Source organism: Streptomyces sp. URMC 124 (assembly GCF_051386455.1).
Lineage (GTDB): Bacteria > Actinomycetota > Actinomycetes > Streptomycetales > Streptomycetaceae > Streptomyces.
Window position 1 is genome coordinate 22,185 of the sequence record NZ_JBPQTS010000041.1, and the last position, 24,550, is coordinate 46,734.

Genomic DNA, 24,550 nt, shown 5'->3' on the forward strand with positions numbered 1-24,550 from the left:
ACAAACTAGCAGTCCTGATCCAGCCTTCCGGAAGTCCGCGCTCCGTGCCGGGGGTTCGACGGGATCACCCGCCGCCGTCGCCTCCGCCCCCGCCGTCACCCCCGCCGTCGCCGCCTCCGCCCCCGCCGTCCGCGCCGTCGCGCATCACGTTCTTGTGCACGGCCCGCGCCGCCCAGTCCGTGCGCACGAGCCGGCGCATGGCCTGCCGCTCGGACCGGCGGCCCCAGCCGGGACAGAGCGCCCCGGATATGCCGACGGCGGACGCCAGCGCGGCGAGCGCGCGGGCGCGCGGGTCGGCGAATCCCCCGCGCCGGGCCAGCTCGAAGCGCTCCCGCGCCGGCGTCGTCAGGTCCACCGGGCCCACGGAGTCGCGGCTGTACCGGATGAAGCCGAGGAAGCGACCGGTCTCCAGGCGCAGGGCGCCCTTCTCCGCGAGCCGGGCCAGCCAGGGCCCTTCGAGGTGCCGCGAGGCGCTGCGCACCCAGCGGTCCGTCCGCGGCCCGCGGCCGTCCTTGCCGGGCTCCTGCAGGCTCGCCAGCGCCGTGGCCAGCAGCGGGTCGTCCGGCGGCAGCGGGTTCGTCACCCGCACCCGGCCGTGCTCCTCCACGACCCGCCCGGCCAGCCGCAGTTCGGCCAGCACCGCCCCGGCCACGCCGTACGCCGAGGAGTGACCGGCGCGCATCAGCTTGCGCCCGCTGACCGGGTCGAAGCAGAGCAGCAGCAGCTGCTCGGGGAGCAGCAGGCGCGGGGCGTCGGCGGTCATGGCGTCGCGGTGCCGGGGGCCGGGGAGCCCTCGCGCGCGGGGAGGATGCGGCCGGTGACCTCGCCGAGGCCGATCCGGGCGCCGCCCGGGCCGGGCGCCCAGGCCGTGAGGGTGACCTCGTCGCCGTCCTCCAGCCACGGGCCCTTGCCCGCGGTGAGCTCCAGGAGGCAGCCGAGCTGGTCGGGCTCGGGGCCGCTGACCGTGCCGGAGGCGAAGAGGTCGCCGGTGCGCAGCGTCGCGCCGTTGACCGTCATGTGCGCGAGTTGCTGGGCGGCGGTCCAGTACATGGCGGAGAACGGCGGCCGGGAGACCGTCTCGCCGTTGATCGTCACCTCGATGCGCAGGTCGATGCCGCCGGGCTCGGCGGTCGCGTCGTCGAGGTAGGGCAGGAGCGGGTGGGTGCGCTCCGGCGGCGCCGTGCGGGCCTCGTCGAAGGCGTCGAGCGGGGTGATCCAGGCCGATACCGAGGTGGCGAAGGACTTGCCGAGGAACGGGCCGAGGGGCACGTACTCCCAGGCCTGCAGGTCCCGCGCCGACCAGTCGTTGACGAGGCAGACGCCGAAGACGTGCTCGCGGAAGTCCGCGAGGCCGACGGGCCCGCCCGCCGGGGTACCGACGACGAAGCCGACCTCGGCCTCGATGTCCAGGCGCCGGGAGGGACCGAAGGAGGGCAGCGCGTCGGCGGGCGCCTTGCGCTGGCCCTGGGGGCGCACGACGTCGGTGCCGCTCACCACGACCGTGCCGGCGCGGCCGTGGTAACCGATCGGCAGGTGCTTCCAGTTCGGCGTGAGCGCCTCGCCGTCGGGGCGGAAGATGCGGCCGACGTTGGTCGCGTGGTGCTCGCTGGAGTAGAAGTCGACGTAGTCGGCGACCTGGAAGGGCAGGTGCAGCGTCACGTCGTCGAGCGCGTGGAAGGGCCCGTCGGCCAGCCAGGTGCGGACCTCGGCGCGCACGGACTGCCAGACGGCCCGGCCGGCGGCCAGGAGGGGGTTGAGCGTGGGCTGCTCCAGCAGGGCGGCGTGCGCGGAGCCGTGGGCCGCGGCAGCGGCCGCCGCGTCGAGGACGTGCGCCCCGTAGCGGACGCCGATGCGGGGCCGGTCCGGGGCGTCGGCGGTGGTGAAGACGCCGTACGGGAGGGTGTCCGCGCCGAAGGGGTCGCCTTCGGGCAGCTCGCGGGGGCTGTGCTGGGGCATGGGACGCTGCCTCGCTCTCTCCTGGACGCTCCGGGATGCCGGTGGGCCCGCCGGGCCCGCGGCCCCACATTACGTGCTGGTGGCCGGCAGGCAAGGGGTGTCGGAGAGGGGGCGCGCGACGGGCGCCCGGGCGCCTTCCGAACGGCTGCCCGCAGCGCGCCCGAACCGCTGTCCGAGCCCTGGCTAAAGAGCGCGCAATATCCGGCAATTCCTTGCTGGAAGCGGCGATTCCGAAGTAGCGTCCTTAATCGGGCCAGGCACAGTGGGGGGCCGCTGCGGCTGAGGGGCCGAGGGGGATGCTGGTGGCGAGCAGGAGCACGCCCATCGCGGCGGACCGGTCCGTTCCAGGACTGATCGTGAAGATCGGTGACTATCCCCTGCACCACGGCGGGGTGGGCGCGATCCGCAGCCTCGGCAGACTCGGCATCCCCATGTACGCCATCACGGAGGACCGCTGGACGCCCGCCGCCGTCTCGCGCTATCTGCGCGGCGGCTTCGTCTGGCGCACCACGGGCACCGAGCGGCCCGAGGAGCTGATCGAGGGCCTGCTGCGCATCGGCCGCGAGATCGGCCGCCCCACGGTCCTGCTGCCCACCGACGAAGAGGCCGCGGTGCTCATCGCGGAGCACGCCGGGGAGCTCTCCGGCAGCTTCCTCTTCCCGCCCGTGGAGCCGGAGCTGCCGCGCAGGCTGGCGAGCAAGCAGGGGCTGCACGAGCTGTGCGTGGAGCACGGGGTGCCGTCCCCGGAGGCCCTGTTCCCGGCGTCGTTCGAGGAGATCGAGGAGTTCGCGGAGCGTGCCCGCTTCCCCCTCGTCGCCAAGAACAGGGAGGCGTTCGAGCGCCGCCGCAAGCCCGCCGTGCACGGCACCACCCGCATCCACGGCCCCGGCGAACTGCTGCAACTGGCGCGCGGCTGGGGCCCGTCCCCGGGCGTGATCCTCCAGGAGTACCTCCCCCGCGAGCAGGCCGAGGACTGGATCGTCCACGCCTACTTCGACGCCGAAAGCACCCCGCTCGCGCTGTTCACGGGCGTGAAGGTGCGCTCCTGGCCGCCGCACGCGGGCATGACCGCCAACGCCTACGTCGTGGACAACCCCGAACTGGCCGACATGGCAGCCCAGTTCATCAAACAGATCGGCTTCAGCGGGATCATCGACCTGGACTGGCGGTTCGACCGCCGCGACGGCCGGTACAAGCTGCTGGACTTCAACCCCCGTATGGGCGCGCAGTTCCGGCTCTTCGAGAGCGAGGCCGGCATCGACGTCGTCCGCGCCCAGCACCTGGACCTGACCGGGCGCAGGGTCCCGGAGGGCGAGCAGCCCGCCGGCCGCCGGTTCGTCGTGGAGAACATCGACCTGCCCGCCCTCGCCGCCTATCGCCGCAGCGGCTACAGCACCCCGCACGCGCCGCAGCGCGCCAGCAGCACGGAGCTGGCCTGGGTCGCGCGCGACGACATGAAGCCGTTCTTCACCATGCTCGCCCGGTTCGTACGGCCGGGCGTGCGGCACCTGTGGCAGATGTGGCGCTCCAGGCGCGCTGCCGTGTCCTCTGCGGCCGCGGCCGGGGCTGCGCCTGCGCCTGCCGAGGCTCCTGCCGAATAACCGTCGCCGAGTATCCGTCGCCGAGCAAGCCGCCGTCGCCGACGACCGTCGTCCCGGCACGAACAGCACGCGTCATGCGAGTACACGTAATGAGCAGCGAGTAACGCCCTGGGAGGGGACTCGTGACACTTCCCGTAGCAGTCATCGGGGCCGGCCCGTACGGTCTGTCGACCGCCGCCCACCTGCGGGCCCGTGGGATAACGACCCGCGTCTTCGGCTCGCCGATGGTGAGCTGGCGCGAGAACATGCCCGCCGGGATGATCCTGAAATCCACCCCTTCGGCCTCCAGCATCGACGCGCCGCAGCCCGGGCACACCCTGCTCGACTTCTGCCGGGAGACCGGCGAGGGGCGCTTCGAGTCGGACTGGGACACCATCCCGGTCGAGACGTTCTCGCGCTACGGGCTGTGGTTCCAGGAGCGCCTGGTGCCGGAGCTGGAGCAGGTGCGCGTGGTGTCCGTGGACCGCCGGGCCGCGGACTTCGAGCTGAAGCTGGACTCCGGGGAGCAGTTCGCCGCCCGCGCGGTGGTGGTCGCCACGGGCCTGAGCGGGCTGGCGCAGCTGCCGCCCGAGCTGGCCGCGGCCGTCCCCGACGGCCCGTCCGTCTCGGGGCCGGTCTCCCACAGCTCCCAGCACCGGGACCTGTCGCGGTTCGCCGGGCGCGAGGTGGTCGTCGTCGGGGCCGGGCAGTCGGCGCTGGAGACGGCGGTGCTGCTCGCGGACGCCGGGGCGGCGTCGGTGCGGGTGGTCGCCCGCCGCAAGGGTGCCGTCCGCTTCGGTGCGGCGCCGGACGGGCAGCCGCGGCTGAAGCCCGACACCCCCTTCGGCCGGGCCTGGTCGCTCTACGCGTTCTCCTACCACGCCGATGGTTTCCGCCATCTTCCCGCGCCCGCCCGCCGGTTCCTGGTGCAGCGCGTGCTCGGCCCGCTCGGCGCGTGGTGGCTGCGCGAGCGCTTCATCGGCCGGGTCCACGTCACGGAGGGCAAGCGGATCGCCTCCGCCCGCGTCGAGGAAGGCCGCCCCGTCCTCGCCCTCGCCGGCCCGGACGGCTCCGGCGAGGCGGAGCTCGCCGCCGACCACGTCATCGCGGCGACGGGCTACCGGGTCGACCTCGCGGCCCTGGACTTCCTCGGCCACGGCCTGCGCACCAGGCTCGCCGTCGGCGCGGGCGGGCCCCGGCTCGGCCCGGGCTACCGCGCCTCCGTGCCGGGGCTGTTCTTCACGGGCCTGCCGGCCGCGGCCAGCTACGGCCCGGTCATGCGGTTCGTCTGCGGTACGGAGTACGCCTCGCCGCGGCTGGCGGGCGCTGTCGCGGCACTGCCGTAACCCCGCCCCCGGCTCGCCCCGCCCACTGCCGTAACCCGTAGGGGTGGCGTGGTGGGCGGGCACCGGCGGCCCGCGGCGAGCAACGCCCGGGGCGGCGGCTGCCCTGCGCGCCCTTGGCCTTCCTTTCCACCGCGGCGGCGAGCAGCCACGGTGGCGGTGTCCGGCGGCGCCTGCCCGCCTCCGGTGTGCCTGCGGCAGGGCGTTGGACGGGGCACCTGCTCGGGCGCCCCGGCACCCACTTCCGCCGGGGCGGTGAGCAACCACGGCGGTGGTATCCGGCGGTGCCCGCCCGCGGTCGGTGTGCATGCCGCAAGGGGCTCGGGTGGGGCACCCGATCGTGCACCTCGCCACCCACTTCCGCCGGGGCGGCGGTGCCCGGCGTGCCTGCGGCGAGGGGCTGGCGGGGGTGCCTGATCGGGCGCCCCGGCACTTACTTCCGCCGCGGCGGTGGGCAACCGCGATGGTGGTGTCCGGCGGTGCCCGGCCGCGGCCGGTGTGCCTGCGGGAGGGCGTGGACGGGCACCTGCTCGGGCGCCCCGCCACCCACTTCCGCCGCGGCGGTGAGCAACCAAGGCGGCGGTGTCCGGCGGTGCCCGCCGTGCCGCGTGCCTGCGGGAAGGGGCTGGGGCGCGCCGCTGCATCGGGCGCCCCTGCACCGGCTTCCGCCGGGGCGGCGGTGCCCGGCGTGCTTGCGGCGAGGGGTTGGAGGGGGGCGCCTGATCGGGTGCCTCGCCACTTACTTCGGCCGCGGCGGTGAGCAACCAAGGCGGCGGTGTCCGGCGGTGCCCGGCCGCGCTCGGCGTGCCTGCGGCAAAGGCGCTGGGGTGTGGCACCGGATCGGGTGCCCGGCACCCACTTCGGCCGCGGTGCGTGACCGTCCGGCCCGGTGCCGGGCCGGGGGCAGTGCCCCCGTCGCCGCGCGGAAGGACGGGCCCGGGCCGCCGTGTGGTCGGGCTTGGCCGAAACCCACGGCCCGTGCCCCGCCCGGCAGGGCCGTTGCCGGGGTGACCAAGGGCCCCGCGGGGCAGGTGTCAGGTCGCACCCGCGTCGTACACCAGCGCGCGCATCGGGTCGCGGAGGACGCCGGACACCGGCCGGAGCGAGGGTCCGTGGAGGGCCCGGGACACCGCTACCCGGACGGGCGGCCACGGTGATCCACAGCCGACCGGATACGCTGACTTTCGGTGGAGACAGCGACACATCGACAAACCCCGTGTTCGCAGGCAGACAGGAGTACCCCTCGTGACCGTCGTCGGGCCTTTCGGGCTGAGCGTGCGGGACCAGGCTCTTGAAGCCGATGTCCAGGCGGGACTGGCCGCTGTCGAGGAGGGCCTCCTGGAGGCCACCAAGAGCGACGTGCCCTTCATCACCGAGGCCGCGCAGCATCTGGTGCGCGCCGGGGGCAAGCGTTTCCGGCCACTGCTGGTGATGCTCGCCGCCCAGTTCGGCGACCCGTACGCCCCGGGCGTCGTGCCCTCCGCCGTGGTCGTCGAGCTCACCCACCTGGCGACCCTCTACCACGACGACGTCATGGACGAGGCCGAGAAGCGCCGCGGCGTGGACAGCGCCAACGTCCGCTGGGGCAACTCCCTGGCCGTCCTCACCGGTGACTTCCTCTTCGCCCGCGCCTCCCAGATCCTCGCGGACCTCGGCCCCGAGGCCGTCCGCATCCAGGCCGAGGCGTTCGAGCGGCTGGTCACCGGCCAGATCCTGGAGACCGCGGGCCCGCGTGACGGCCGCGATCCCGTCGAGCACTACCTGGACGTCCTCGCCGGCAAGACCGGTTCCCTGGTGGCCGTCTCCGGGCGGTACGGCGCGATGATGTCCGGCGCCGACGAGCGCACGATCGACGTGCTCACCCACTACGGCGAGCGCCTCGGCATGGCCTTCCAGCTCGCCGACGACGTCCTCGACATCGCGAGCGACTCCCACGAGTCCGGCAAGACCCCGGGCACCGACCTGCGCGAGGGCATCGCCACCCTGCCCGTCCTGCACCTGCGTGCCCAGGCCGCCGCCACCGGCTCGCCGGCCGACCTCGAACTGTGCGAGATGCTCGACGGCGACCTGGCCGACGACGCCCTGCACGCCGAGGTGCTGCGCCGCCTGCGCGCCCACCCCGCCCTGGAGCAGGCCCGCCGCGACACCGTGCGCTACGCCGAGGAGGCGCGGTCCACGCTGGCCCCGCTGCCCGAGTGCTTCGCCAAGGCGGCCCTGGAGAACCTGTGCGACGCGGTGGTGCACCGGGCCGGCTGACGGCCCGCCCGCGCGTCCGTTCCGACGAAGGTCAGGGGCGCCCTCCCCCTCTCGGCTGGCCGACCCGTAGGGGATGTCCTACCCGAGGGGTACGCGGACTTGATCCCGTCGTCTGATGCCCCGGCAGGCCGCCTCTGGTGGAATCGAAGTGTCTCGAGGCGAGGGAAGAGACCGGGGAAAAAGCCCCGGATTCCCCGCTCCACCACCGAGCGGCCGGGTTCACAATGAGCCCAGGGGGTGGCGAGTGCACGACACGTCGAGACCGCCGCCGACGACGGAGGTAGAGGACATGGCACGCATCGAACCGACCCACGGCACCGACGGGGCGGCCGGCGCCGGGGAAAGCGCCGGGCGGGCACCGGGCCGCCGCAAGGCCGTCCGCTACGCCGTCCCGGTCGCGGTCGCCGGCATCGCCGCGGCGTCGATCGGGATCGGCACGGCCCTCGCGAGCAGCGGCGACCCGGACCTGCCCGAGATCGCTGCGCAGGACCTCATAGCCAAGGTGGCGCAGTCGGACGCGCAGCAGCTGTCCGGCACCGTCAAGGTCACGACCGACCTGGGCCTGCCCTCGCTGCCCGAGGGCTTCTCGCTCGGCGACGGCCAGGGTCAGGGCCAGGGCGGCAAGGCGGGTCACGGCAAGGCCGGCCGGGGCGCGGGGGCGGACGCCGCCTCCCCGCAGGCCAAGCTCACCGAGCTCGCCTCCGGCACGCACACCCTGCGCGTCGCCGCGGACGGTCCCGACAAGCAGCGGCTGTCGATCGTGGAGCGCGCCGCGGAGTACAGCCTGATCCGCAACGGCGACCAGCTCTGGGCGTACGACAGCAAGAGCAACACCGTCCACCGCTCGGCGGCCCCCCAGGCCGCGAAGGACGCGAAGGACGCGCACGGCGCCAAGGGCGGCAAGGAGACCCCCGAGGAGCTGCGCGGGGCCTCGCCGCAGGATCTGGCCAAGAAGACGCTCGCCGCCGTGGACGACTCCACCTCGGTGACGGTGGACGGCACGGCCAAGGTCGCCGGCCGGGACGCCTACCAGCTGGTCCTCAAGCCCAAGCAGGCCGAGTCGACGGTCGGCGCGGTCCGTATCGCGGTGGACGCGAAGAACGGCGTGCCGCTGAAGTTCACGCTCGCTCCGAAGGGCGGCGGCAAGGCCGTCGTCGAGGCGGCCTTCACCAAGGTCGACTTCTCCAGGCCGTCCGCGGACACCTTCGCCTTCACCCCGCCGAAGGGCGCCGAGGTCACCGAGGACAAGGGTGCCAAGGGCGGCAAGGGCGGCGCGGACGACCGGAAGAAGGGCCTGGACGCGTCGGGCCTGTCCGGCATGAACGTGCTCGGCAAGAGCTGGACGTCGATCGCCGAGTTCAAGACGCCCGGCGGCGTGGGCACGGCCGCGGGCGCCAAGGGCGCGAAGGGCGGCAAGGACGCGGGCCCGGCCGGTGCCCTGCTGGACGGCCTCGGCAGCAAGGTCTCGGGCTCCTTCGGCTCGGGCCACGTCTTCAGCACCCGCCTGGTCAACGCCCTGGTCACGGACGACGGCAAGGTCTACGTCGGCGCCGTCACCAAGGACGCGCTGATGAAGGCCGCCTCGAAGTAGTCGCCTCGAAGTAGTCGCCTCGAAGGAGCGCCTCGAAGGAGCGCCTCGAAGGAGCGCCCCGAAGGAGCCGCGCCGCGGCAGCACGTACAGCGGATCTCGAGCAGGGAGGCCCCATGGAGGAGCTGTCCGCCGCCGGGGAACCGGCGATAGCCACCCACGCGCTCACCAAGCGCTACCGGGGCGGGCAGCTCGCCGTCGACCGGCTCGACCTCGTCGTGCCGCGCGGCAGCGTCTTCGGCTTCCTGGGCCCCAACGGCTCCGGCAAGACCACCACCATCCGGATGCTGATGGGGCTGATCGAGCCGACCTCCGGCGTCGCCCGCGTCCTCGGCGAGGAGATGCCGCGGGCGGGGCGGCGCGTGCTGCCCCGGGTGGGCGCGCTGATCGAGGGGCCCGCGCTCTACGGCTTCCTCAGCGGCCGTGACAACCTCGTGCGGTTCGACGCCGCCGACCCCACGGCCGACCCGCGCACCCGCAGGGCCCGGGTGGACGCGGCCCTGGACCGGGTCGGGCTGGTCGCCGCGGCGGGGAAGAAGGCCCGCGCGTACTCCCTGGGCATGAAGCAGCGCCTGGGCCTGGCAGCGGCCCTCCTGCAGCCGCGCGAGCTGCTCGTCCTGGACGAGCCGACCAACGGCCTCGACCCGCAGGGCATGCGCGAGATCCGCGCCCTGGTGCGCGGTCTCGCCTCCGAGGGCACCACGGTCTTCCTCTCCTCGCACCTGCTCGACGAGATCGAGCAGGTGTGCAGCCACGTCGCGGTGATGGCCCAGGGCCGTCTCCTGACCCAGGGCACGGTCGCCGAGCTGGCCTCCTCCGCGCGCGGCAGGCTGGCCGTCACCACCCCCGACACGGCGGAGGCCGTCCGCGTGCTCAAGGAGCACGGCGTGAACGACCTCACCGTCGACGACGACCGGGTCACCGGCGAACTGCCGGCCGTGGCCCGGGAGCTCGCGGACCTCAATGCGGCGCTCGTGCGCGCGGGCGTCCGCGTGCGCGCCTTCGGCACCGAACGCGCCTCCCTGGAGGACGCCTTCGTCGCACTCACCGGAGAGGGATTCGATGTCGCGGGCTGAGACGGCCGGGGCCGTTCCGGGCACCGGCGCCGGCGCCGTGGCGGGGCGCGCCCCCCGCCCGCTGTGGGCCCTGTCGCTCTTCCGCAGCGAGGTGGGGACGGTGTTCCGGCGGTGGCGCACTCTCGCGCTGCTGGGCGTGCTCGCGGCCGTGCCCGTGCTGGTCGGCATCGCCGTGAAGATCGAGACGCAGGACGGCGGCACGGCCGGCCACGGCGGGGCGGGCCCGGCGTTCATCAGCCAGGTCACCAACAACGGCCTCTTCCTGGTCTTCACCTCGCTGGCCGCGACCCTGCCCTTCTTCCTGCCGATGGCGATCGGCGTGATCGCGGGGGACTCCGTCGCGGGCGAGTCGAGCGCGGGCACCCTGCGCTATCTGCTGGTCGCGCCCGCGGGCCGCACCCGGCTGCTGCTCGTGAAGTACGCGGCGACGCTGACGTTCTGCTGCGTGGCGACGCTGACGGTCGCGGTCTCCGCGCTCGCCGTCGGGGCGCTGCTCTTCCCGCTGGGGGACGTGACGCTCATCAGCGGGGTGACGGTGTCCTTCGGCGAGGGTCTGCTGCGGGCGCTGGCGGTCGCGGGGGCGGTGGCGCTGTCGCTGGTGGGCATCGCGGCGCTCGGGCTGTTCGTCTCCACGCTCACCGGCAGCGGGATCGCGGCGATGGCCACCACCGTGGGCCTGCTGATCACGGCCCAGATCCTGGACCAGTTCCCGCAGCTGCACGCGATCCAGCCGTACCTCTTCCCGCACTACTGGCTGAGCTTCGCGGACCTGCTGCGCGCCCCGGTCTCCTGGGACCAGCTGCTGGACAACGCCGGACTGCAGGCGCTGTACGCGGCCGTGTTCGGCTCGGCGGCGTGGGCGCGGTTCACGACGAAGGACATCACGGCCTGACCGGGCCCGGGGGCGAGCTGCCCGCCGGGCCGGTCAGGCCCGGACCGTTCGTGCCTAGAAGGTGAGCTTCCAGCCGTCGATCCGGCCCGTGTCCTGCGCGGCGATGTCCTGGACGCGCAGCTTCCACGTCCCGTTCGCCGTCTCCCCGGATCCGTCCACGGTGTACGTGGCGATCACGTCGTCCGCGGAGTCGTTGCCGCTGGAGTCCTTCAGGCGGTAGGCCCGCCCGCTCGGCCCCACGAGGTCGACGACCAGGTCGCCGCGCCAGGTGTGCTTGATGTCGACGGAGGCCTTGAGGGCGGAGGGCGCGTTGCCCGTGAGGCCGGAGACCGTCAGGGGCGACTCGACGGCCGCTCCCGCGTCGGGGATCGCGAGCTGCGACTTGCTCTCGAAGACCTTCCCCCCGGGCGGGTTGGTGGTGCCGCCGCTCAGCGTCCACACCGCGCTCGCGATGGCGTCGGTGTTGGTGTCGAGCGCCTTGTCGTTGATGTTCGCCGAGGTGTCGCACGACGAGTGGTAGCAGCGGTCGAAGGGCTGGCCGGCGGTGCCGCCCCACTTCTGGGCCTGGGCGGCGGTCTTGCGGTAGTCGGCGCCGCTGAACAGGCCGCCGACGGGGACGCCGACGTTCTGGAAGGGCGCGTGGTCGGAGCGCCCGTCGCCCTCGGTGTCGATCTCGGTGGCGATGTTCTTCGCGGCGAACCAGTTCTCGAAGAGGGCCTTGAGGTTCTGGTCGTAGCCGTAGACGAAGTACCCGGGGTTGGGCGAGCCGATCATGTCGAAGTTGAGGTACGCGTCGATCTTCCCGCGCTCCGTGGCCGGGAGCTGGTTGACGTAGTAGCTCGACCCGCGCATGCCGAGCTCCTCCGCGCCCCACCAGCCGAACCGCAGGTGCTTGGCGGGCTTGTAGCCCTCGCGGGCGACGGCGAGCGCGACTTCGAGGACGCCGGCCGAGCCGGAGCCGTTGTCGTTGATGCCGGGCCCGGCGGACACGGAGTCCAGGTGGGCCCCGGCGAAGACGACGTGGTTCGTGTCGCCGCCGGGCCAGTCGGCGACGAGGTTGTAGCCGGTGGCGCCGCCGGTGGTGAACTGCTGCACGGTGGTGGTGAAGCCGGCGGCGTCCAGCTTGGACTTCAGGTAGTCGAGCGACGCCTTGTAGCCGGGGCGGCCGTGGGCGCGGTTGCCGCCGTTGGCCGTGGCTATGGACTGCAGTTGGGCGAGATGCGCCTTGACATTGGCGACGGGTATGTCGGGTCCGGCGGCGGCGACCGGGCGGGCCGTGGCGGCGGTGGGAACCGCCAGGGCCGGGCCGGAGGCGACCCCGAGCAGGGTGGCCGCGAGGGTCGCACCGGTGGCCAGCAGGGCGCCGGTACGCGATCTTCGGGGGCGGGCGGGCAGGGTGGGACCGCTGAGTTCAAGCATGGGGGGCTCCCAACTCATTTTGACGTGGGCATGATGTTGAGGGCGCCCCGAAATCGCGTCAAGGGCGGATTTCGGACAGGGGACACCGGTTTCCGGATATCGGGCGGGCCCCTACCGGGAGTTACTGACCCTGAGCTGTGACTTCTGTTGCTCCTGGGGCAGTTGTGTTTTCTGTGTGACGAATTGCGGCGGCGCCGCACGTGCGCGCCCTGCCGGCCCCCGCCGCGCCCGCCTCGACCGCCGCCCCCGTCTCGACCGCCTGGCCCGACGCGCCCGCCTTGCTCGCCTCGGCCGCGGCGGCCCGGGCCGCCCGCAGCTCCGCCCGCGCCCGGCGCGCCGTCCGCAGCGCGTCCCACGTCAGCACGGCCAGCGCCAGCCACACCAGCCCGAAGCCCGCCCAGCGCTCGGCCGGCATCCCCTCGTGGAACACCAGCAGCCCCAGGGCGAACTGGAACGTGGGTGCCAGGTACTGCACCATCCCCACCACCGACAGCGGCAGCCGCACCGCGGCCGCGCCGAACAGGATGAGCGGTACCGCCGTGATCGCCCCCGAGCACATCAGCAGCGCGGTGTGCCCCGTGCCCACGCTCGTGAACGTGCTGGCGCCCGTCACCCCCAGGAACACCAGGAATCCCAGGGCCGGGAGGAACAGCACGGCCGTCTCCGCCGCCAGCGACTCCAGCCCGTCCAGCCCCACCTTCTTCTTGATCAGGCTGTACGTACCGAACGTCGCCGCGATCGCCAGGGCGATCCACGGCGGCTTGCCGTAGGCCACCGCCAGCACGAGGACGGCGGCCGCGCCGACGCCGACCGCAGCCCACTGCGCGGCCCGCAGCCGCTCCCGCAGGACGACGACGCCGAAGGCGATGCTGACGAGGGGGTTGATGAAGTACCCCAGCGACGTCTCCACCACGTGCCCGGAATTGACGCCCCAGATGTAGATCCCCCAGTTCACGGAGATCGTCGCCGCACCCAGGGCGATCATGCCCACCCGCCGGGGCTGCCGCAGCAGCGGGCGTATCCACCCCCAGCGCCGGGTCACGACGAGCACGGCCACGACGGCGACCAGGGACCACACCATGCGGTGCGCGAGGATCTCGACGGGACCGGCCGCGTCCAGGAGCGGCCAGTAGAGGGGGAACAGCCCCCAGATGCCGTACGCGGCGAAGCTGCAGATCAGGCCGGTCCGGGTCTCGCTACGGGAGTCACTGCGTGATGGCGGCGCGGGTGCGTGCATGGTCCCCTCCAGGGCGTGGTGCGTCCCTGTGAAGGTAACCGAGGCCCGTCCCGGCACCGCCGGTCACGAAGCGGCGGGCCGAGCGCCGTCGCGGCGGAGGGGGCTCCCCTGACCCGCCCCTTCCCGAAACCCCTGCGGGGGGCTGGGGGCCTGCCCCCAGGAAACGGTGAAAGGGCGGGGCCGGGACTTTTCTCCCGCCGCGACGGCGAGTTACCACCCGTCGACCGGTCCGGCGGTGCCGGGCCTACGGCGCCGGCGAGGTCAAGGCGCCGCCGCCGGACCGCGCAGGCGCGCCATCGCCGCCGTCACGTCGAACGGCACCACCGTCACCGCCACGTTCGGCAGGTGCTGCAACGTCTTCGCCAGCTCGTCCCCGGAGTCCGTGTGCAGCAGCGCGGCGAGCGGCCGGGCGTACGTCCGCCGGGGGACGAGGAGCGTCAGCGCCGTCGTCCCGTCAGCCGTGTCGCGCGCGGCGAGCGAGGCGACCGCGTGCCGCAGCCGCCGGTCCGGGCAGTCCACGAGTTCCAGCGGCACGTCCGTGCCGGGCAACTCCTCCCAGCGCGCGGCCAGCCGCCGCGCCCGCGCCTCGTCGATGACGAAGTGCACGGCCCGCACCTCGTCCGGCCGCAGCTCGTGCGCGTACCGCAGCGCCTTGACCGCGGCGAGGTCGAGCACGTCGACGAGGACGTACACGAGGTGCCGCCGCCAGTGCGGCTCGGCGGCCCCGCTGAGGGGCGGCATCGTCTCCAGGGCCGCGGACTCCTCCCGGTACTCGCGGTTGATCCGGATGAGCGCCCACACCCCCAGCGGGAAGACCACGACGACCAGCCACGCGCCCTCCGTGAACTTCGTGATCGCGAAGACCACGACGACCAGCGCCGACACCACGGCCGCCGCGAAGTTCACCCCCGTCCGCCAGCCGCCCTCGCGCCGCCGCCAGTAGTGGGCGGTCATCCCGGCGGCGGCCATCGTGAAGCCCGTGAAGACGCCGATCGCGTACAGGGCGACCAGCTTGTCGACGTTGGCGCCCGTGACCAGCAGCAGCGCGAGCGCGACGACGGTCAGGGAGATGATCCCGCTGGAGAACGCCAGCCGGTGGCCGCGCCGCATCAGCTTCCGGGGCAGGAAGCGGTCCTCGGCGACGAAGCTGGCGAGGAAGGGAAAGCCGGTGAAGGGCGTGTTGGCGCCGGTGTAGAGGATGAGCGCCGTGGCCAGCTGCACGAACACCAGCCCGGCCGTGCCCGCCCAGCCGTCGCCGAAGACGAGGTGGGCCTCCTGGGCGACGACGGTCGGGTTGCCGTCCACGTAGGGCACGGCGTGCGTGTAGTGGGCGAGCGTGGAGACGCCCAGCACCATGACGCCGAGGACGCAGCTCATGACGGTCAGCGTCCGCCGCGCGTTGACGCCCTGGGGCGGACGGAACGCGGAGACGCCGTTGGAGATCGCCTCCAGCCCCGTCAGCGAGGAACCGCCGTTGGCGAAGGCGCGCAGCACCATGAAGAGGGACGCGCCGTAGAGCCAGCCGCCCCCCTCCTGGCCGAGCGGCACGACGCCCGGGGCGTGCAGGTCGGCCTGCGGGAGCCCGCCGTCCAGCGCCCGCACGAGGCCGACGGCCAGCATGAGCGCGACGGCGGCCATGAACAGGTACGCGGGCGTCGCGAACGCCCGCCCCGCCTCGCGGATCCCCCGCAGGTTCCCGTACATCAGCAGCACCACGACGGCCGCCGTGATGGGCAGCTTGAGGTGGTCGATGCCCGTGTAGCCCTCTCCCGTGAGGTGGGCCAGGGAGATCAGCGCGTCCGTGCCGGCCGCGGTCTGCACGGCGACGGTGACGATGTAGTCGACGAGGAGGGCGACGGCCGCGATCTGGGCGACGCGCGGCCCGAAGTTCTCCCGCGCGACGACGTACGACCCGCCCGCGCGCGTGTACACGGACACCACGTCGCGGTACGACAGCGTCAAGAGCAGCAGGACGAGCAGGATCGCACCCGTGACCGGCATCAGCAGGGTGAACGCGGCGGCCCCGGCGACGGGCACGAGGATGCGCAGCATCTCCTCGCTGCCGTACGCGGTGGAGGAGATGCAGTCGGAGGCCAGCACCCCGAGCGCCATGGGGTTGCCGAGCTTCTCCTGGGAGAGCCGCTCGGTGACCAGGGGCGGACCGAGCAGCCGGCACTTCACGCGGTAGGCGAGCCGGTCGCGGACGGGCGGAGAGAGCGTGGCATCGGGATCGGCCATGCCCCCATGAGAGCGGGGGAGCGGGCGAGGGGGCGTCAGACGCCCCCGGACGGGCCGGAAATCAGCCCGTCCGAGCGCCTCGGCTCACCTATCCGACGACCGTCCAGGTGTCGTTCCCGGCGAGGAGCGCCGCCAGGTCGCCCTTGCCCTTCTGTTCGATCGCCGCTTCGAGCTGGTCGGCCATCTGGGTGTCGTACACCGGCCGCTCGACGCTGCGGAAGACACCGATCGGCGTCTGGTGCAGGGTGTCGGGGTCGGCGAGGCGGGAGAGGGCGAAGGCGGTCGTCGGGGACGCGGAGTGGGCGTCGTGGACGAGGACGGCGGCCTCGTTGTCCGGGGTGACCCGGACGACCTGGAGGTCGCCGGTGGCCGCGTTGCGGATGACGCCCTTGTCGTTCTCCGCGCCGAAGCGGATGGGCCGGCCGTGTTCGAGGCGGATGACCGCTTCCTTGGCCTGGTCACGGTCCTTCAGCGGTTCGAAGGCGCCGTCGTTGAAGATGTTGCAGTTCTGGTAGATCTCCACCAGGGCGGTGCCGGGGTGCTCGGCGGCCTGCTGCAGGACCTCGGTGAGGTGCTTGCGGTCGGAGTCCACCGTCCGGGCCACGAACGAGGCTTCCGCGCCAAGCGCCAGGGAGACGGGGTTGAAGGGCGCGTCCAGCGATCCCATGGGGGTCGACTTGGTGATCTTGCCCGTCTCGGAGGTGGGGGAGTACTGGCCTTTGGTAAGCCCGTAGATGCGGTTGTTGAAGAGGAGGATTTTGAGGTTGACGTTGCGGCGGAGGGCGTGGATGAGGTGGTTGCCGCCGATGGAGAGGGCGTCGCCGTCGCCGGTGACGACCCAGACGGACAGGTCGCGGCGGCTGGTGGCGAGGCCGGTGGCGATGGCGGGTGCGCGTCCGTGGATGGAGTGCATCCCGTAGGTGTTCATGTAGTAGGGGAAGCGGGAGGAGCAGCCGATGCCGGAGACGAAGACGATGTTCTCTTTGGCGAGGCCGAGTTGGGGCATGAAGCCCTGGACGGCGGCGAGGATCGCGTAGTCACCGCAGCCGGGACACCAGCGCACTTCCTGATCGGACTTGAAGTCCTTCATGGACTGCTGGGCTTCGGCCTTGGGCACCAGCTTCAGTGCCTCAGTCATCGATGGCCTCCTTGAGCACGGTGGCGAGCTGCTCGGCCTTGAACGGCATGCCGCTGACCTGGGTGTACGAGCGGACGTCGACCAGATAGCGGGCCCGCAGCAGCGAAGCGAGCTGGCCCAGGTTCATCTCCGGCACGACGACGGTCTCGTACGTGGCGAGCACGTCCCCGAGGTTGGCGGGGAAGGGGTTGAGGTGGCGCAGGTGCGCCTGGGCGACGTGGCCGCCTTCGGCGCGGACGCGGCGCACGGCCGCCGTGATCGGCCCGTAGGTCGAGCCCCAGCCCAGGACGAGCGTGCGGGCCTGCCCCGAAGGGTCGTCGACGGTGAGGTCCGGCACCGCGATGCCGTCGGTTTTGGCTTGGCGGGTGCGGACCATGAAGTCGTGGTTGGCGGGGTCGTAGGAGATGTTGCCGGTGCCGTCCTGTTTCTCGATGCCGCCGATGCGGTGTTCCAGGCCCGGGGTGCCGGGGACGGCCCAGGGGCGGGCGAGGGTCTGCGGGTCGCGCTTGTAGGGCCAGAACACCTCGGTGCCATCAGCGAGGGTGTGGTTGGGACCGGTGGCGAACTGCACCCGCAGATCGGGAAGTTCGTCCGGTTCCGGGATCCGCCAGGGCTCGGAGCCGTTGGCGAGGTAGCCGTCGGAGAGCAGGAAGACCGGAGTGCGGTAGGCCAGCGCGATCCGCGCCGCATCCAAGGTGGCGTCGAAGCAGTCCGCGGGGGTTTTCGGCGCGACGATGGGAACAGGTGCTTCACCGTTACGGCCGTACATGGCCTGCAGCAGGTCCGCCTGCTCCGTCTTCGTCGGCAGGCCGGTGGAGGGGCCGCCGCGCTGGATGTCCACGATCAGCAGCGGCAGCTCCAGCGAGACCGCCAGACCGATCGTCTCCGACTTCAGCGCCACACCCGGACCCGAGGTCGTCGTCACCGCCAGCGCACCACCGAACGCCGCACCCAGCGCCGCCCCGATACCGGCGATCTCATCCTCCGCCTGGAAGGTGCGCACGCCGAAGTTCTTGTGACGTGAGAGCTCGTGGAGGATGTCGGATGCGGGGGTGATGGGGTAGGAGCCGAGGTAGAGCGGCAGGTCGGCCTGCCGGGCCGCGGCGATCAGCCCGTAGGACAGGGCCAGGTTCCCCGAGATGTTGCGGTAGGTACCGGCGGGGAAGGCGGAGGTGGCGGGCGCGACCTCGTAAGAGACCGCGAAGTCCTCCGTCGTCTCCCCGAAGTTCCACCCCGCCCGGAACGCCGTGACGTTCGCCTCGGCGATCTCCGGCTTCTTCGCGAACTTCTTCCGCAAAAACGCCTCGGTGCTCTGCGTCGGCCGGTGATACATCCACGACAGCAGACCCAGCGCGAACATGTTCTTGCTGCGCTCGGCTTCCTTGCGTGAGAGCCCGAAGTCCTTCAGCGCTTCGATCGTGAGCGTCGTCAGCGGGACGGGGTGGACGTGGTAGGCGTCGAGGGTGCCGTCGTCCAGCGGGCTGGTGTCATAGCCGACCTTGGCCATGGGGCGTTTGGTGAACTCGTCGGTGTTGACGATGATCTCCGCGCCGTGCGGGACGTCCGCGAGGTTGGCCTTGAGCGCTGCCGGGTTCATCGCCACGAGCACGTCCGGTGCGTCGCCGGGGGTGAGGATGTCGTGGTCGGCGAAGTGCAGCTGGAAGGAGGAGACGCCCGGGAGGGTACCGGCGGGGGCGCGGATTTCGGCGGGGAAGTTCGGCAGGGTGGACAGGTCGTTGCCGAAGCTCGCGGTCTCGGACGTGAAGCGGTCGCCGGTCAGCTGCATGCCGTCCCCGGAGTCACCCGCGAAACGGATGATCACCCTGTCCAGCCGGCGCACCTCCTTCGAGGAGGCGGCCCCTTCGGCGGGGTCGCGTGGCGCGGCGAGGGGCGACGGCGCCTGTCCCGCGCTCGGCGGGGCGGCGGCTCCGCCCGGCTGCTCGGCTGGTTCGGCCTGTTCGGCCGGGCTGCTGACCTGGCTGGTCACTGCTTCGGACCTCCCTCTGGCGGCGGCGCGCACACGGTGGTGCCCGACCGGCGTTCCCACGGCCATCGTACGTGGGTAAGGGCTGCCTACCTGGGATGGATCACAAGAAGAAGCGGGGCATACCGCTTCCGCTTGTCCGGGTATGAGGCGGTTTCGGCGTCCCTTCGGCGCCGTCCGCCCCGTACCCGCCCTCTAGGCCTTTGGTGCTAGGTCCTCGCGTGGCCGCCCCCTCTCACCAGGGCGACTGCCCATAGCTGACGTCGTGTCAGATGATCAGGAGCGGAGGTACGTCAGCACGGCCAGCACGCGCCGGTGATCCCCGTCACTAGGGGAAAGCCCAAGTTTCAGGAAGATGTTGCTGACGTGCTTCTCGACGGCTCCGTCGCTCACCACCAACTGCTTGGCGATGGCCGAGTTCGTACGCCCTTCGGCCATCAGGCCGAGGACCTCCCGCTCGCGCGGAGTGAGCCCCGCGAGCACGTCCTGCTTCCGGCTGCGGCCCAGCAGCTGGGCGACGACCTCGGGGTCCAGCGCGGTGCCGCCGCGCGCGACGCGCACCACCGCGTCCACGAACTCGCGGACCTCGGCGACCCGGTCCTTGAGCAGGTAGCCCACGCCCGTGCTGCTGCCCGCCAGCAGCTCCGTCGCGTACTGCTCCTCCACGTACTGCGACAGGACCAGCACACCCAGGCCCGGGTGCTCCTTGCGCAGCTGCACCGCGGCGCGCACGCCCTCGTCCGTATGGGTGGGCGGCATCCGGACGTCCGCCACGACCACGTCCGGCAGGGCGCCCTCGTCCGCGAGCTCCCGGATGGCCTTGATCAGCGCCTCGCCGTCGCCGACGCCCGCCACGACGTCGTGGCCCCGGTCGGTCAGCAGCCGGGTCAGGCCCTCCCGCAGGAGCACCGAATCCTCGGCGATGACGACTCGCACCCTGTCCTCCACGACCTGTGGCCCCCCGTCCGGCAGCAATTGAAGGACTCCAGCATGTCACGCAGGGAGTCCGCATCGCTGCCGGTCGCGGGGACGGCGCGGCCGGGTCACGGCCGGGGCGCGGCCGGGTCGCGGCCTTGCGGGCGGCGGCCCGGAGGCGCGCCGAAGCGCGCCTCGCCGTCCGGGCGAAGCGCGCCTCGTCATCCGCGGGTTGCCCGCCCCCGTCAACCGGCGGTTGCCCGCCCCGTCATCCGGCGGACGGCCGCCACGGCAGCTCCGCGGTGACGGTCGTCGGCCCGCCCTGCGGCGAGTCGACCACCAGCAGGCCGTCGACCGAGCCGAGCCGCTCCGCGAGCCCCGCCAGCCCGCTGCCCGTGGCCGTGGAGGCGCCGCCCCGGCCGTCGTCCCCCACCTGGAGCATCAGACGGCCCGCCGACTCCCACACGTCGACGCGGGCAGTCCGCGCCCCGCTGTGCTTGCTGATGTTCTGCAGGAGCTCGGAGACCGTGAAGTACGCGATGCCCTCGATGGCCGGCGCGGGCCGGGCCGGCAGATCGACCTCCGCCTGCACCGGCACCGTGCAGCGGGCCGCCAGCGCGGACAGCGCCGGGCCGAGGCCGCGGTCGGTGAGGATCGCCGGGTGGATGCCGCGGGCCAGGTCGCGCAGCTCCTGCAGGGCGAGCTTCACCTCGCCGTGGGCGTCGTCCACCATCCGGGCGGCCGCCTCCGGGTCCTCCTCCAGCTTCTCCTTGGCCAGGCCCAGGTCCATGGCGAGGGCGACGAGGCGGGCCTGGGCGCCGTCGTGCAGGTCGCGCTCGATGCGGCGCAGGTCGGCGGCGGCGGTGTCGACGACCACGCCGCGGTCCTCCTCCAGCTCCCACACCCGCTCCGCGAGCCGCGAGGGGCCGAGCAGGCTGCTCACCATCAGCCGGTCGACGGAGGCGAGGCCGCGGATCACCCACGGGGTGGCCAGCACCAGGAGCAGGCCGGCGACGCACGTCACGCCGATCTCGAAGGGGTTGTCCACGAAGAGGCCCGCGCCGTGCTCGGAGTCGCCGCCGAACTGCATGCCGGGCTGGCCCCACCACTTCGGGTACATCCACCAGTAGGCCGGATACAGGAACAGCGCCCAGCCGACCGACCACAGCACGACGGAGACGGTGAACGCCCCGATCGCCCACGGCAGGTGCAGCACCGAGTAGAGCACGTGCCGCCACGACACGCCGCTCTTGAGGAGCGCCCCGACCCACGCCATCAGGCCGCGCCGGCCGTTCCGCGGCCGCACCGGCTCGGGCTCGCTGACCTGCAGCTTCAGCAGGCCCCGGGCGCGGGCCCGCTCCACGGCGCCCAGCGCCCGTACGCCGACGAGACCGGCGGCCAGCACGGGCACGCCCACGAAGGTGATCAGCAGGCCCATGCCCGCCGCCGTCATCGTCACGGCGAAGGAGAACGTGAGGACCGCCATCGGCAGGCTCAGCAGGAGGTAGAGGAACTCGCGCCAGGTGCGGCCCTCCAGGGGCGCGCGCAGTACGGCGGGCACGCGGTGGGCCCGGCGCGCTGCCTCCGCCCGTCCGTAGTCGATGGCCATGTCGTCGTCCGATCTCCTGGTGGTTGCTCTGTACCCCGTGCCTCAAGGCTCGCGGAGGACGGAGCTCCGGACCATGGAGCGAGTAGGTGTTCCGGGGGTGGGGCTGTCCCCACCCCCGGGCTACGGAAACCGGCCCCGGCCTGCGGGAACGGGCCTGCGGGAACAGGCCTGTGGGAACGGGGCCCGGCCTGCGGGAAGAGCCCTGCGGGAACAGGGCCCGGCCTGCGGGAACCGTCCGGCACGGGCGGGCGCTCAGCCCTCCGCGCGTCCGCGCCACGGAAGCTCCGCCGTGACGACGGTCGGGCCGCCGGGCGGCGAGTCCACCTCGAACAGGCCGTCGACCGAGCCGAGCCGCTCCGCGAGCCCCGCCAGCCCGCTGCCCGTGGCCGTGGAGGCGCCGCCGCGGCCGTCGTCGCGCACCTGGATCAGCAGCCGCCGGTCCTTGCGCCACAGCTCGACCTCGGCGGTCCGCGCCCGGCTGTGCTTGCTGATGTTCTGCAGGAGCTCGGAGACCGTGAAGTACGCGATGCCCTCGATGGCCGGCGCGGGCCGCTCGGCCAGGTCGACCGAGACGGACACGGGCACGGTGCAGCGCGCCGCCACCGACGACAGGGCCGCGTCCAGGCCGCGGTCGGTGAGGACGGCCGGGTGGATGCCGCGGGCCAGGTCGCGCAGCTCCTGCAGGGCGAGCTTCACCTCGCCGTGCGCCTCGTCGACCATCCGCGCCGCCGCCTCGGGGTCCTCCAGCACCTTCTCCTTCGCCAGGCCCAGCCCCATGGCGAGGGCGACGAGGCGGGCCTGGGCGCCGTCGTGCAGGTCGCGCTCGATGCGGCGCAGGTCGGCGGCGGCGGTGTCGACGACCACGCCGCGGTCCTGCTCCAGCTCGGCGATCCGCCGCTCCAGCTCGCTGGAGGGGCTGAGCAGGCCGCGCACCATCGCCCGGTCCAGGTTCGTCAGGCCGCGCGCGATGTGGCCGAGGAGCGGCCAGCCCACGAAGAGCAGGAGCAGCGTGAGGACGAAGGTGAGCAGGCCCCAGGGCAGCCGGATGAACCCGTAGAGGGTGGTGCGCCAGGCGACCGGGTCCTTCAGCGTCGTCCACAGCCAGGTGAAGAAGCCCCCGCCCCGCTGCTGGCGGGAGAGCGCGCTCGGCTCCTCGATCCGCAGCCCCAGCAGCGCCCGCGCCCGCCGGCGCTCCAGCCGGCCGAGCTGCCGGGCGCCCATCAGACCCACCGCCAGCAGGGGCAGGCCGATCACGGTCAGCGACGTCAGGACGCCGGCGTAGAGCCACAGGGACACGTAGACGAAGCCGGCGAGCGCCTCGAACAGGTTGAGCAGGAGGTGCGCGACCTCCTTCCACGTCCGGGCGTCGAAGGCGAAGCGGGCGGGGGGAAGCGTGTCACCGCCGGATTTGTCTGATGAGTCCGATGTGCGTGATGTACTCGACGTGCTTCTCGCGGCACTGCTGGCGGTCATGCGCCCAAGCCTGCACGGCTCCCACGGGCCTCCGCCATGGGGACCGTGGGTGGGGCAGGGTGGGGATAACCCCACCAGGGCCTAGACTCCCGTGCGTACAGAACGTCGAACACGCGGGACAGGGAGCGAGGCGGACGTGCCGGAGGCGACCGTGCGCAGTAGTGCCGATGCCCATGCCCTTGTCCCCCTTGCTGCGGACTACTTCCACAGCTATTCCGTGGTGGGGCTGCTCGCAGTCGTCGGGGTGCTCTTCGTCGCCGTGGCCTTCGGGGCCGGGCGGCTGCTGCGGCCCGTCGTGCCGACGCCCGAGAAGCTGCTGACGTACGAGTGCGGCGTCGACCCCGTCGGCGAGGGCTGGGCCCACACCCAGATCCGCTACTACGTCTACGCCTTCCTGTACGTGATCTTCGCGGTGGACTCGATCTTCCTGTTCCCGTGGGCGACGGTGTTCGCCGCGCCGGGCTTCGGCGGAGCCACGCTCGTGGAGATGTTCATCTTCCTCGGCTTCCTCGCCGTGGGTCTGTTGTACGCATGGAAGAAGGGCGTCCTCGAGTGGACGTGACACCGGTGGACCTTCCCGAGCCCCGTCGTCTCGGCCCGCTGGCCAGGCTGGCTCCCGAGCCGATGAAGGTCGTCCTGAACTGGGGACGCCGCTACAGCCTGTGGGTCTTCAACTTCGGGCTCGCCTGCTGCGCGATCGAGTTCATCGCCGCGTCCATGGCGCGGCACGACTTCATCCGGCTCGGTGTGATCCCCTTCGCGCCCGGCCCGCGCCAGGCCGACCTGATGATCGTCTCCGGCACCGTGACCGACAAGATGGCGCCCGCCGTCAAGCGGCTCTACGAGCAGATGCCCGAGCCGAAGTACGTGATCTCCTTCGGTGCCTGTTCGAACTGCGGCGGCCCGTACTGGGACTCGTACTCGGTCACCAAGGGCGTCGACCAGATCATCCCCGTCGACGTCTACGTGCCCGGCTGCCCGCCGCGGCCGGAAGCGCTGCTCCAGGGGATCCTGAAGCTGCAGGAGAAGATCGCGCGGGAGTCGCTCGGCGAGCGGTACGGCTCCGCCGGGGGTGCGGGGGCGTCCGCCGCCGCCCTGCGCAGCGGGCTGGTGACGCCGCCGCCGGCGCCGGCGGCCACGCCGGAGGAGACGAACTGATGACCGAGCCGACGCCGGATCCGGCCGCCGAATCCGCCGCCGAATCCGCTACGGAACCCGCCACCGAGCCCGCCGCCGAGCCCGTTCCCGAGGCCGTCGTCGGCTGGCTGCCGGCCGGCGCGGCCGCGCTCTTCGGCGAGGGCGCCACGGCGGAGGAGACGTACGACCTGCTCACGGTCGACGTCCCGGCCGAGCGGTGGATCGCCGCGCTCGAAACGGCCCGGGACCGGCTGGACTGCACCTTCTTCGACTGGCTGAGCGCCGTGGACGAGCCCGGTACGGGCTTCCGCGTGTGCGCCCACCTGGCCGCGCTGCCGGGTGCCCTGCCGGGCGGGGGCGGGGGCATGCGCCGCCTGCTCCTGCGCACCACCGTGCCGCACGAGGCGCCTGCGCTGGCCACTGCCGTCGGCGTCTACGCGGGCGCGGCGTGGCACGAGCGCGAAACCCACGAGATGTTCGGCATCGACTTCCCCGGGCACCCGCACCTCGCCCCGCTCCTCCTCCCGGAGGCCTTCGAGGGCCACCCCCTGCGCAAGGACTTCGTCCTGGCGGCGCGCGTGGCCAAGGCCTGGCCCGGTGCCAAGGAGCCGGGGGAGGGGGCGGAAGGCGGCCCCAAGCGGCGCCAGATGCTTCCCCCGGGCGTCCCCGACCCCAACGAGTGGGGCCCCCTCAAGGGCCAGCTCCCCCC

19 protein-coding genes are annotated in these 24,550 nt (G+C 73.0%); 9 read left to right on the forward strand and 10 right to left on the reverse strand.

Annotated features, from left to right (window positions below; genetic code table 11):
- Positions 1-64: 64 nt before the first annotated feature.
- Positions 65-763, reverse strand: a complete 699-nt coding sequence (locus ACSNOG_RS11600) for a GOLPH3/VPS74 family protein (protein ID WP_436752510.1) — start codon at positions 761-763, stop codon at positions 65-67.
- A complete protein-coding gene (gene fahA / locus ACSNOG_RS11605) occupies positions 760-1,956 on the reverse strand; it encodes a fumarylacetoacetase (protein ID WP_436752511.1) in 1,197 nt (398 codons plus the stop codon). The genes ACSNOG_RS11600 and fahA overlap by 4 nt, the downstream gene beginning before the upstream one ends.
- Positions 1,957-2,252: 296 nt before the next feature.
- On the opposite strand from fahA, the gene ACSNOG_RS11610 reads away from it, so the two are divergent.
- The 6 genes from ACSNOG_RS11610 (at position 2,253) to ACSNOG_RS11635 (ending at position 10,691) form a co-directional block, all read left to right on the forward strand.
- A complete protein-coding gene (locus tag ACSNOG_RS11610) occupies positions 2,253-3,557 on the forward strand; it encodes an ATP-grasp domain-containing protein (RefSeq protein ID WP_436752512.1) in 1,305 nt (434 codons plus the stop codon).
- Between the two features lie 122 nt (positions 3,558-3,679).
- Positions 3,680-4,882, forward strand: a complete 1,203-nt coding sequence (locus ACSNOG_RS11615) for an FAD-dependent oxidoreductase (protein WP_436752513.1) — start codon at positions 3,680-3,682, stop codon at positions 4,880-4,882.
- Between the two features lie 1,242 nt (positions 4,883-6,124).
- Entirely contained in the window at positions 6,125-7,135 is a 1,011-nt protein-coding gene (locus ACSNOG_RS11620; protein ID WP_436752514.1) for a polyprenyl synthetase family protein, read from the forward strand.
- Between the two features lie 289 nt (positions 7,136-7,424).
- The gene (locus ACSNOG_RS11625) at positions 7,425-8,726 is read left to right on the forward strand and encodes a LolA family protein (protein ID WP_436752515.1); all 1,302 of its coding nucleotides are present in this window, start codon (positions 7,425-7,427) and stop codon (positions 8,724-8,726) included.
- 113 nt (positions 8,727-8,839) lie between these two features.
- On the forward strand, positions 8,840-9,799 hold the full coding sequence (locus ACSNOG_RS11630; RefSeq protein ID WP_436752516.1) for an ATP-binding cassette domain-containing protein: 960 nt from the start codon (positions 8,840-8,842) through the stop codon (positions 9,797-9,799).
- Positions 9,786-10,691, forward strand: a complete 906-nt coding sequence (locus ACSNOG_RS11635; protein ID WP_436752517.1) for an ABC transporter permease — start codon at positions 9,786-9,788, stop codon at positions 10,689-10,691. The genes ACSNOG_RS11630 and ACSNOG_RS11635 overlap by 14 nt, the downstream gene beginning before the upstream one ends.
- 54 nt (positions 10,692-10,745) lie before the next feature.
- Here ACSNOG_RS11635 and ACSNOG_RS11640 read toward each other — a convergent pair whose 3' ends face one another.
- The 8 genes from ACSNOG_RS11640 to ACSNOG_RS11675 form a co-directional block, all read right to left on the reverse strand.
- Positions 10,746-12,110: a M28 family metallopeptidase gene (locus ACSNOG_RS11640; protein ID WP_436752518.1), complete on the reverse strand. Its 1,365-nt coding sequence runs from the start codon at positions 12,108-12,110 to the stop codon at positions 10,746-10,748.
- A gap of 121 nt (positions 12,111-12,231) precedes the next feature.
- Positions 12,232-13,347: an EamA family transporter RarD gene (gene rarD, locus ACSNOG_RS11645; RefSeq protein WP_436752519.1), complete on the reverse strand. Its 1,116-nt coding sequence runs from the start codon at positions 13,345-13,347 to the stop codon at positions 12,232-12,234.
- 261 nt (positions 13,348-13,608) lie between these two features.
- On the reverse strand, positions 13,609-15,585 hold the full coding sequence (locus ACSNOG_RS11650; protein WP_436752520.1) for an APC family permease: 1,977 nt from the start codon (positions 15,583-15,585) through the stop codon (positions 13,609-13,611).
- Between the two features lie 88 nt (positions 15,586-15,673).
- The gene (locus tag ACSNOG_RS11655) at positions 15,674-16,723 is read right to left on the reverse strand and encodes a 2-oxoacid:ferredoxin oxidoreductase subunit beta (protein ID WP_436752521.1); all 1,050 of its coding nucleotides are present in this window, start codon (positions 16,721-16,723) and stop codon (positions 15,674-15,676) included.
- Positions 16,716-18,710 carry a 2-oxoacid:acceptor oxidoreductase subunit alpha gene (locus ACSNOG_RS11660; protein WP_436752522.1) on the reverse strand — a complete coding sequence of 665 codons (1,995 nt, stop codon included), beginning with the start codon at positions 18,708-18,710 and terminating at the stop codon, positions 16,716-16,718. The genes ACSNOG_RS11655 and ACSNOG_RS11660 overlap by 8 nt, the downstream gene beginning before the upstream one ends.
- A 273-nt stretch (positions 18,711-18,983) precedes the next feature.
- Positions 18,984-19,643, reverse strand: a complete 660-nt coding sequence (locus ACSNOG_RS11665; protein ID WP_281394828.1) for a response regulator transcription factor — start codon at positions 19,641-19,643, stop codon at positions 18,984-18,986.
- Positions 19,644-19,890: 247 nt separating this feature from the next.
- Entirely contained in the window at positions 19,891-21,231 is a 1,341-nt protein-coding gene (locus tag ACSNOG_RS11670) for a sensor histidine kinase (protein WP_436752523.1), read from the reverse strand.
- A gap of 252 nt (positions 21,232-21,483) precedes the next feature.
- Positions 21,484-22,704, reverse strand: a complete 1,221-nt coding sequence (locus ACSNOG_RS11675; protein ID WP_436752524.1) for a sensor histidine kinase — start codon at positions 22,702-22,704, stop codon at positions 21,484-21,486.
- 136 nt (positions 22,705-22,840) lie between these two features.
- On the opposite strand from ACSNOG_RS11675, the gene ACSNOG_RS11680 reads away from it, so the two are divergent.
- From ACSNOG_RS11680 to ACSNOG_RS11690, 3 genes are all read left to right on the forward strand, one after another.
- The gene (locus ACSNOG_RS11680) at positions 22,841-23,266 is read left to right on the forward strand and encodes an NADH-quinone oxidoreductase subunit A (protein WP_436752525.1); all 426 of its coding nucleotides are present in this window, start codon (positions 22,841-22,843) and stop codon (positions 23,264-23,266) included.
- A complete protein-coding gene (locus ACSNOG_RS11685) occupies positions 23,236-23,862 on the forward strand; it encodes an NADH-quinone oxidoreductase subunit B (protein WP_436752526.1) in 627 nt (208 codons plus the stop codon). Before ACSNOG_RS11680 ends, ACSNOG_RS11685 begins: the two co-directional genes overlap by 31 nt.
- Positions 23,862-24,550, forward strand: a 689-nt coding sequence (locus ACSNOG_RS11690) for an NADH-quinone oxidoreductase subunit C (protein ID WP_436752527.1), incomplete at its 3' end; no start/stop codon positions are given. The genes ACSNOG_RS11685 and ACSNOG_RS11690, both read left to right, overlap by 1 nt.

Excerpts from the sequence above, each read along its gene's own strand:
- ACSNOG_RS11600 (WP_436752510.1), bottom strand. The coding sequence starts at position 763 with ATGACCGCCGACGCCCCGCGCCTGCTGCTCCCCGAGCAGCTGCTGCTG.
- fahA (WP_436752511.1), bottom strand. The coding sequence starts at position 1,956 with ATGCCCCAGCACAGCCCCCGCGAGCTGCCCGAAGGCGACCCCTTCGGC.
- ACSNOG_RS11610 (WP_436752512.1), top strand. The coding sequence starts at position 2,253 with ATGCTGGTGGCGAGCAGGAGCACGCCCATCGCGGCGGACCGGTCCGTT.
- ACSNOG_RS11625 (WP_436752515.1), top strand. The coding sequence starts at position 7,425 with ATGGCACGCATCGAACCGACCCACGGCACCGACGGGGCGGCCGGCGCC.
- ACSNOG_RS11630 (WP_436752516.1), top strand. The coding sequence starts at position 8,840 with ATGGAGGAGCTGTCCGCCGCCGGGGAACCGGCGATAGCCACCCACGCG.
- ACSNOG_RS11635 (WP_436752517.1), top strand. The coding sequence starts at position 9,786 with ATGTCGCGGGCTGAGACGGCCGGGGCCGTTCCGGGCACCGGCGCCGGC.
- ACSNOG_RS11640 (WP_436752518.1), bottom strand. The coding sequence starts at position 12,110 with ATGCTTGAACTCAGCGGTCCCACCCTGCCCGCCCGCCCCCGAAGATCG.
- rarD (WP_436752519.1), bottom strand. The coding sequence starts at position 13,347 with ATGCACGCACCCGCGCCGCCATCACGCAGTGACTCCCGTAGCGAGACC.
- ACSNOG_RS11650 (WP_436752520.1), bottom strand. The coding sequence starts at position 15,585 with ATGGCCGATCCCGATGCCACGCTCTCTCCGCCCGTCCGCGACCGGCTC.
- ACSNOG_RS11655 (WP_436752521.1), bottom strand. The coding sequence starts at position 16,723 with ATGACTGAGGCACTGAAGCTGGTGCCCAAGGCCGAAGCCCAGCAGTCC.
- ACSNOG_RS11670 (WP_436752523.1), bottom strand. The coding sequence starts at position 21,231 with ATGGCCATCGACTACGGACGGGCGGAGGCAGCGCGCCGGGCCCACCGC.
- ACSNOG_RS11675 (WP_436752524.1), bottom strand. The coding sequence starts at position 22,704 with ATGACCGCCAGCAGTGCCGCGAGAAGCACGTCGAGTACATCACGCACA.
- ACSNOG_RS11685 (WP_436752526.1), top strand. The coding sequence starts at position 23,236 with ATGGAAGAAGGGCGTCCTCGAGTGGACGTGACACCGGTGGACCTTCCC.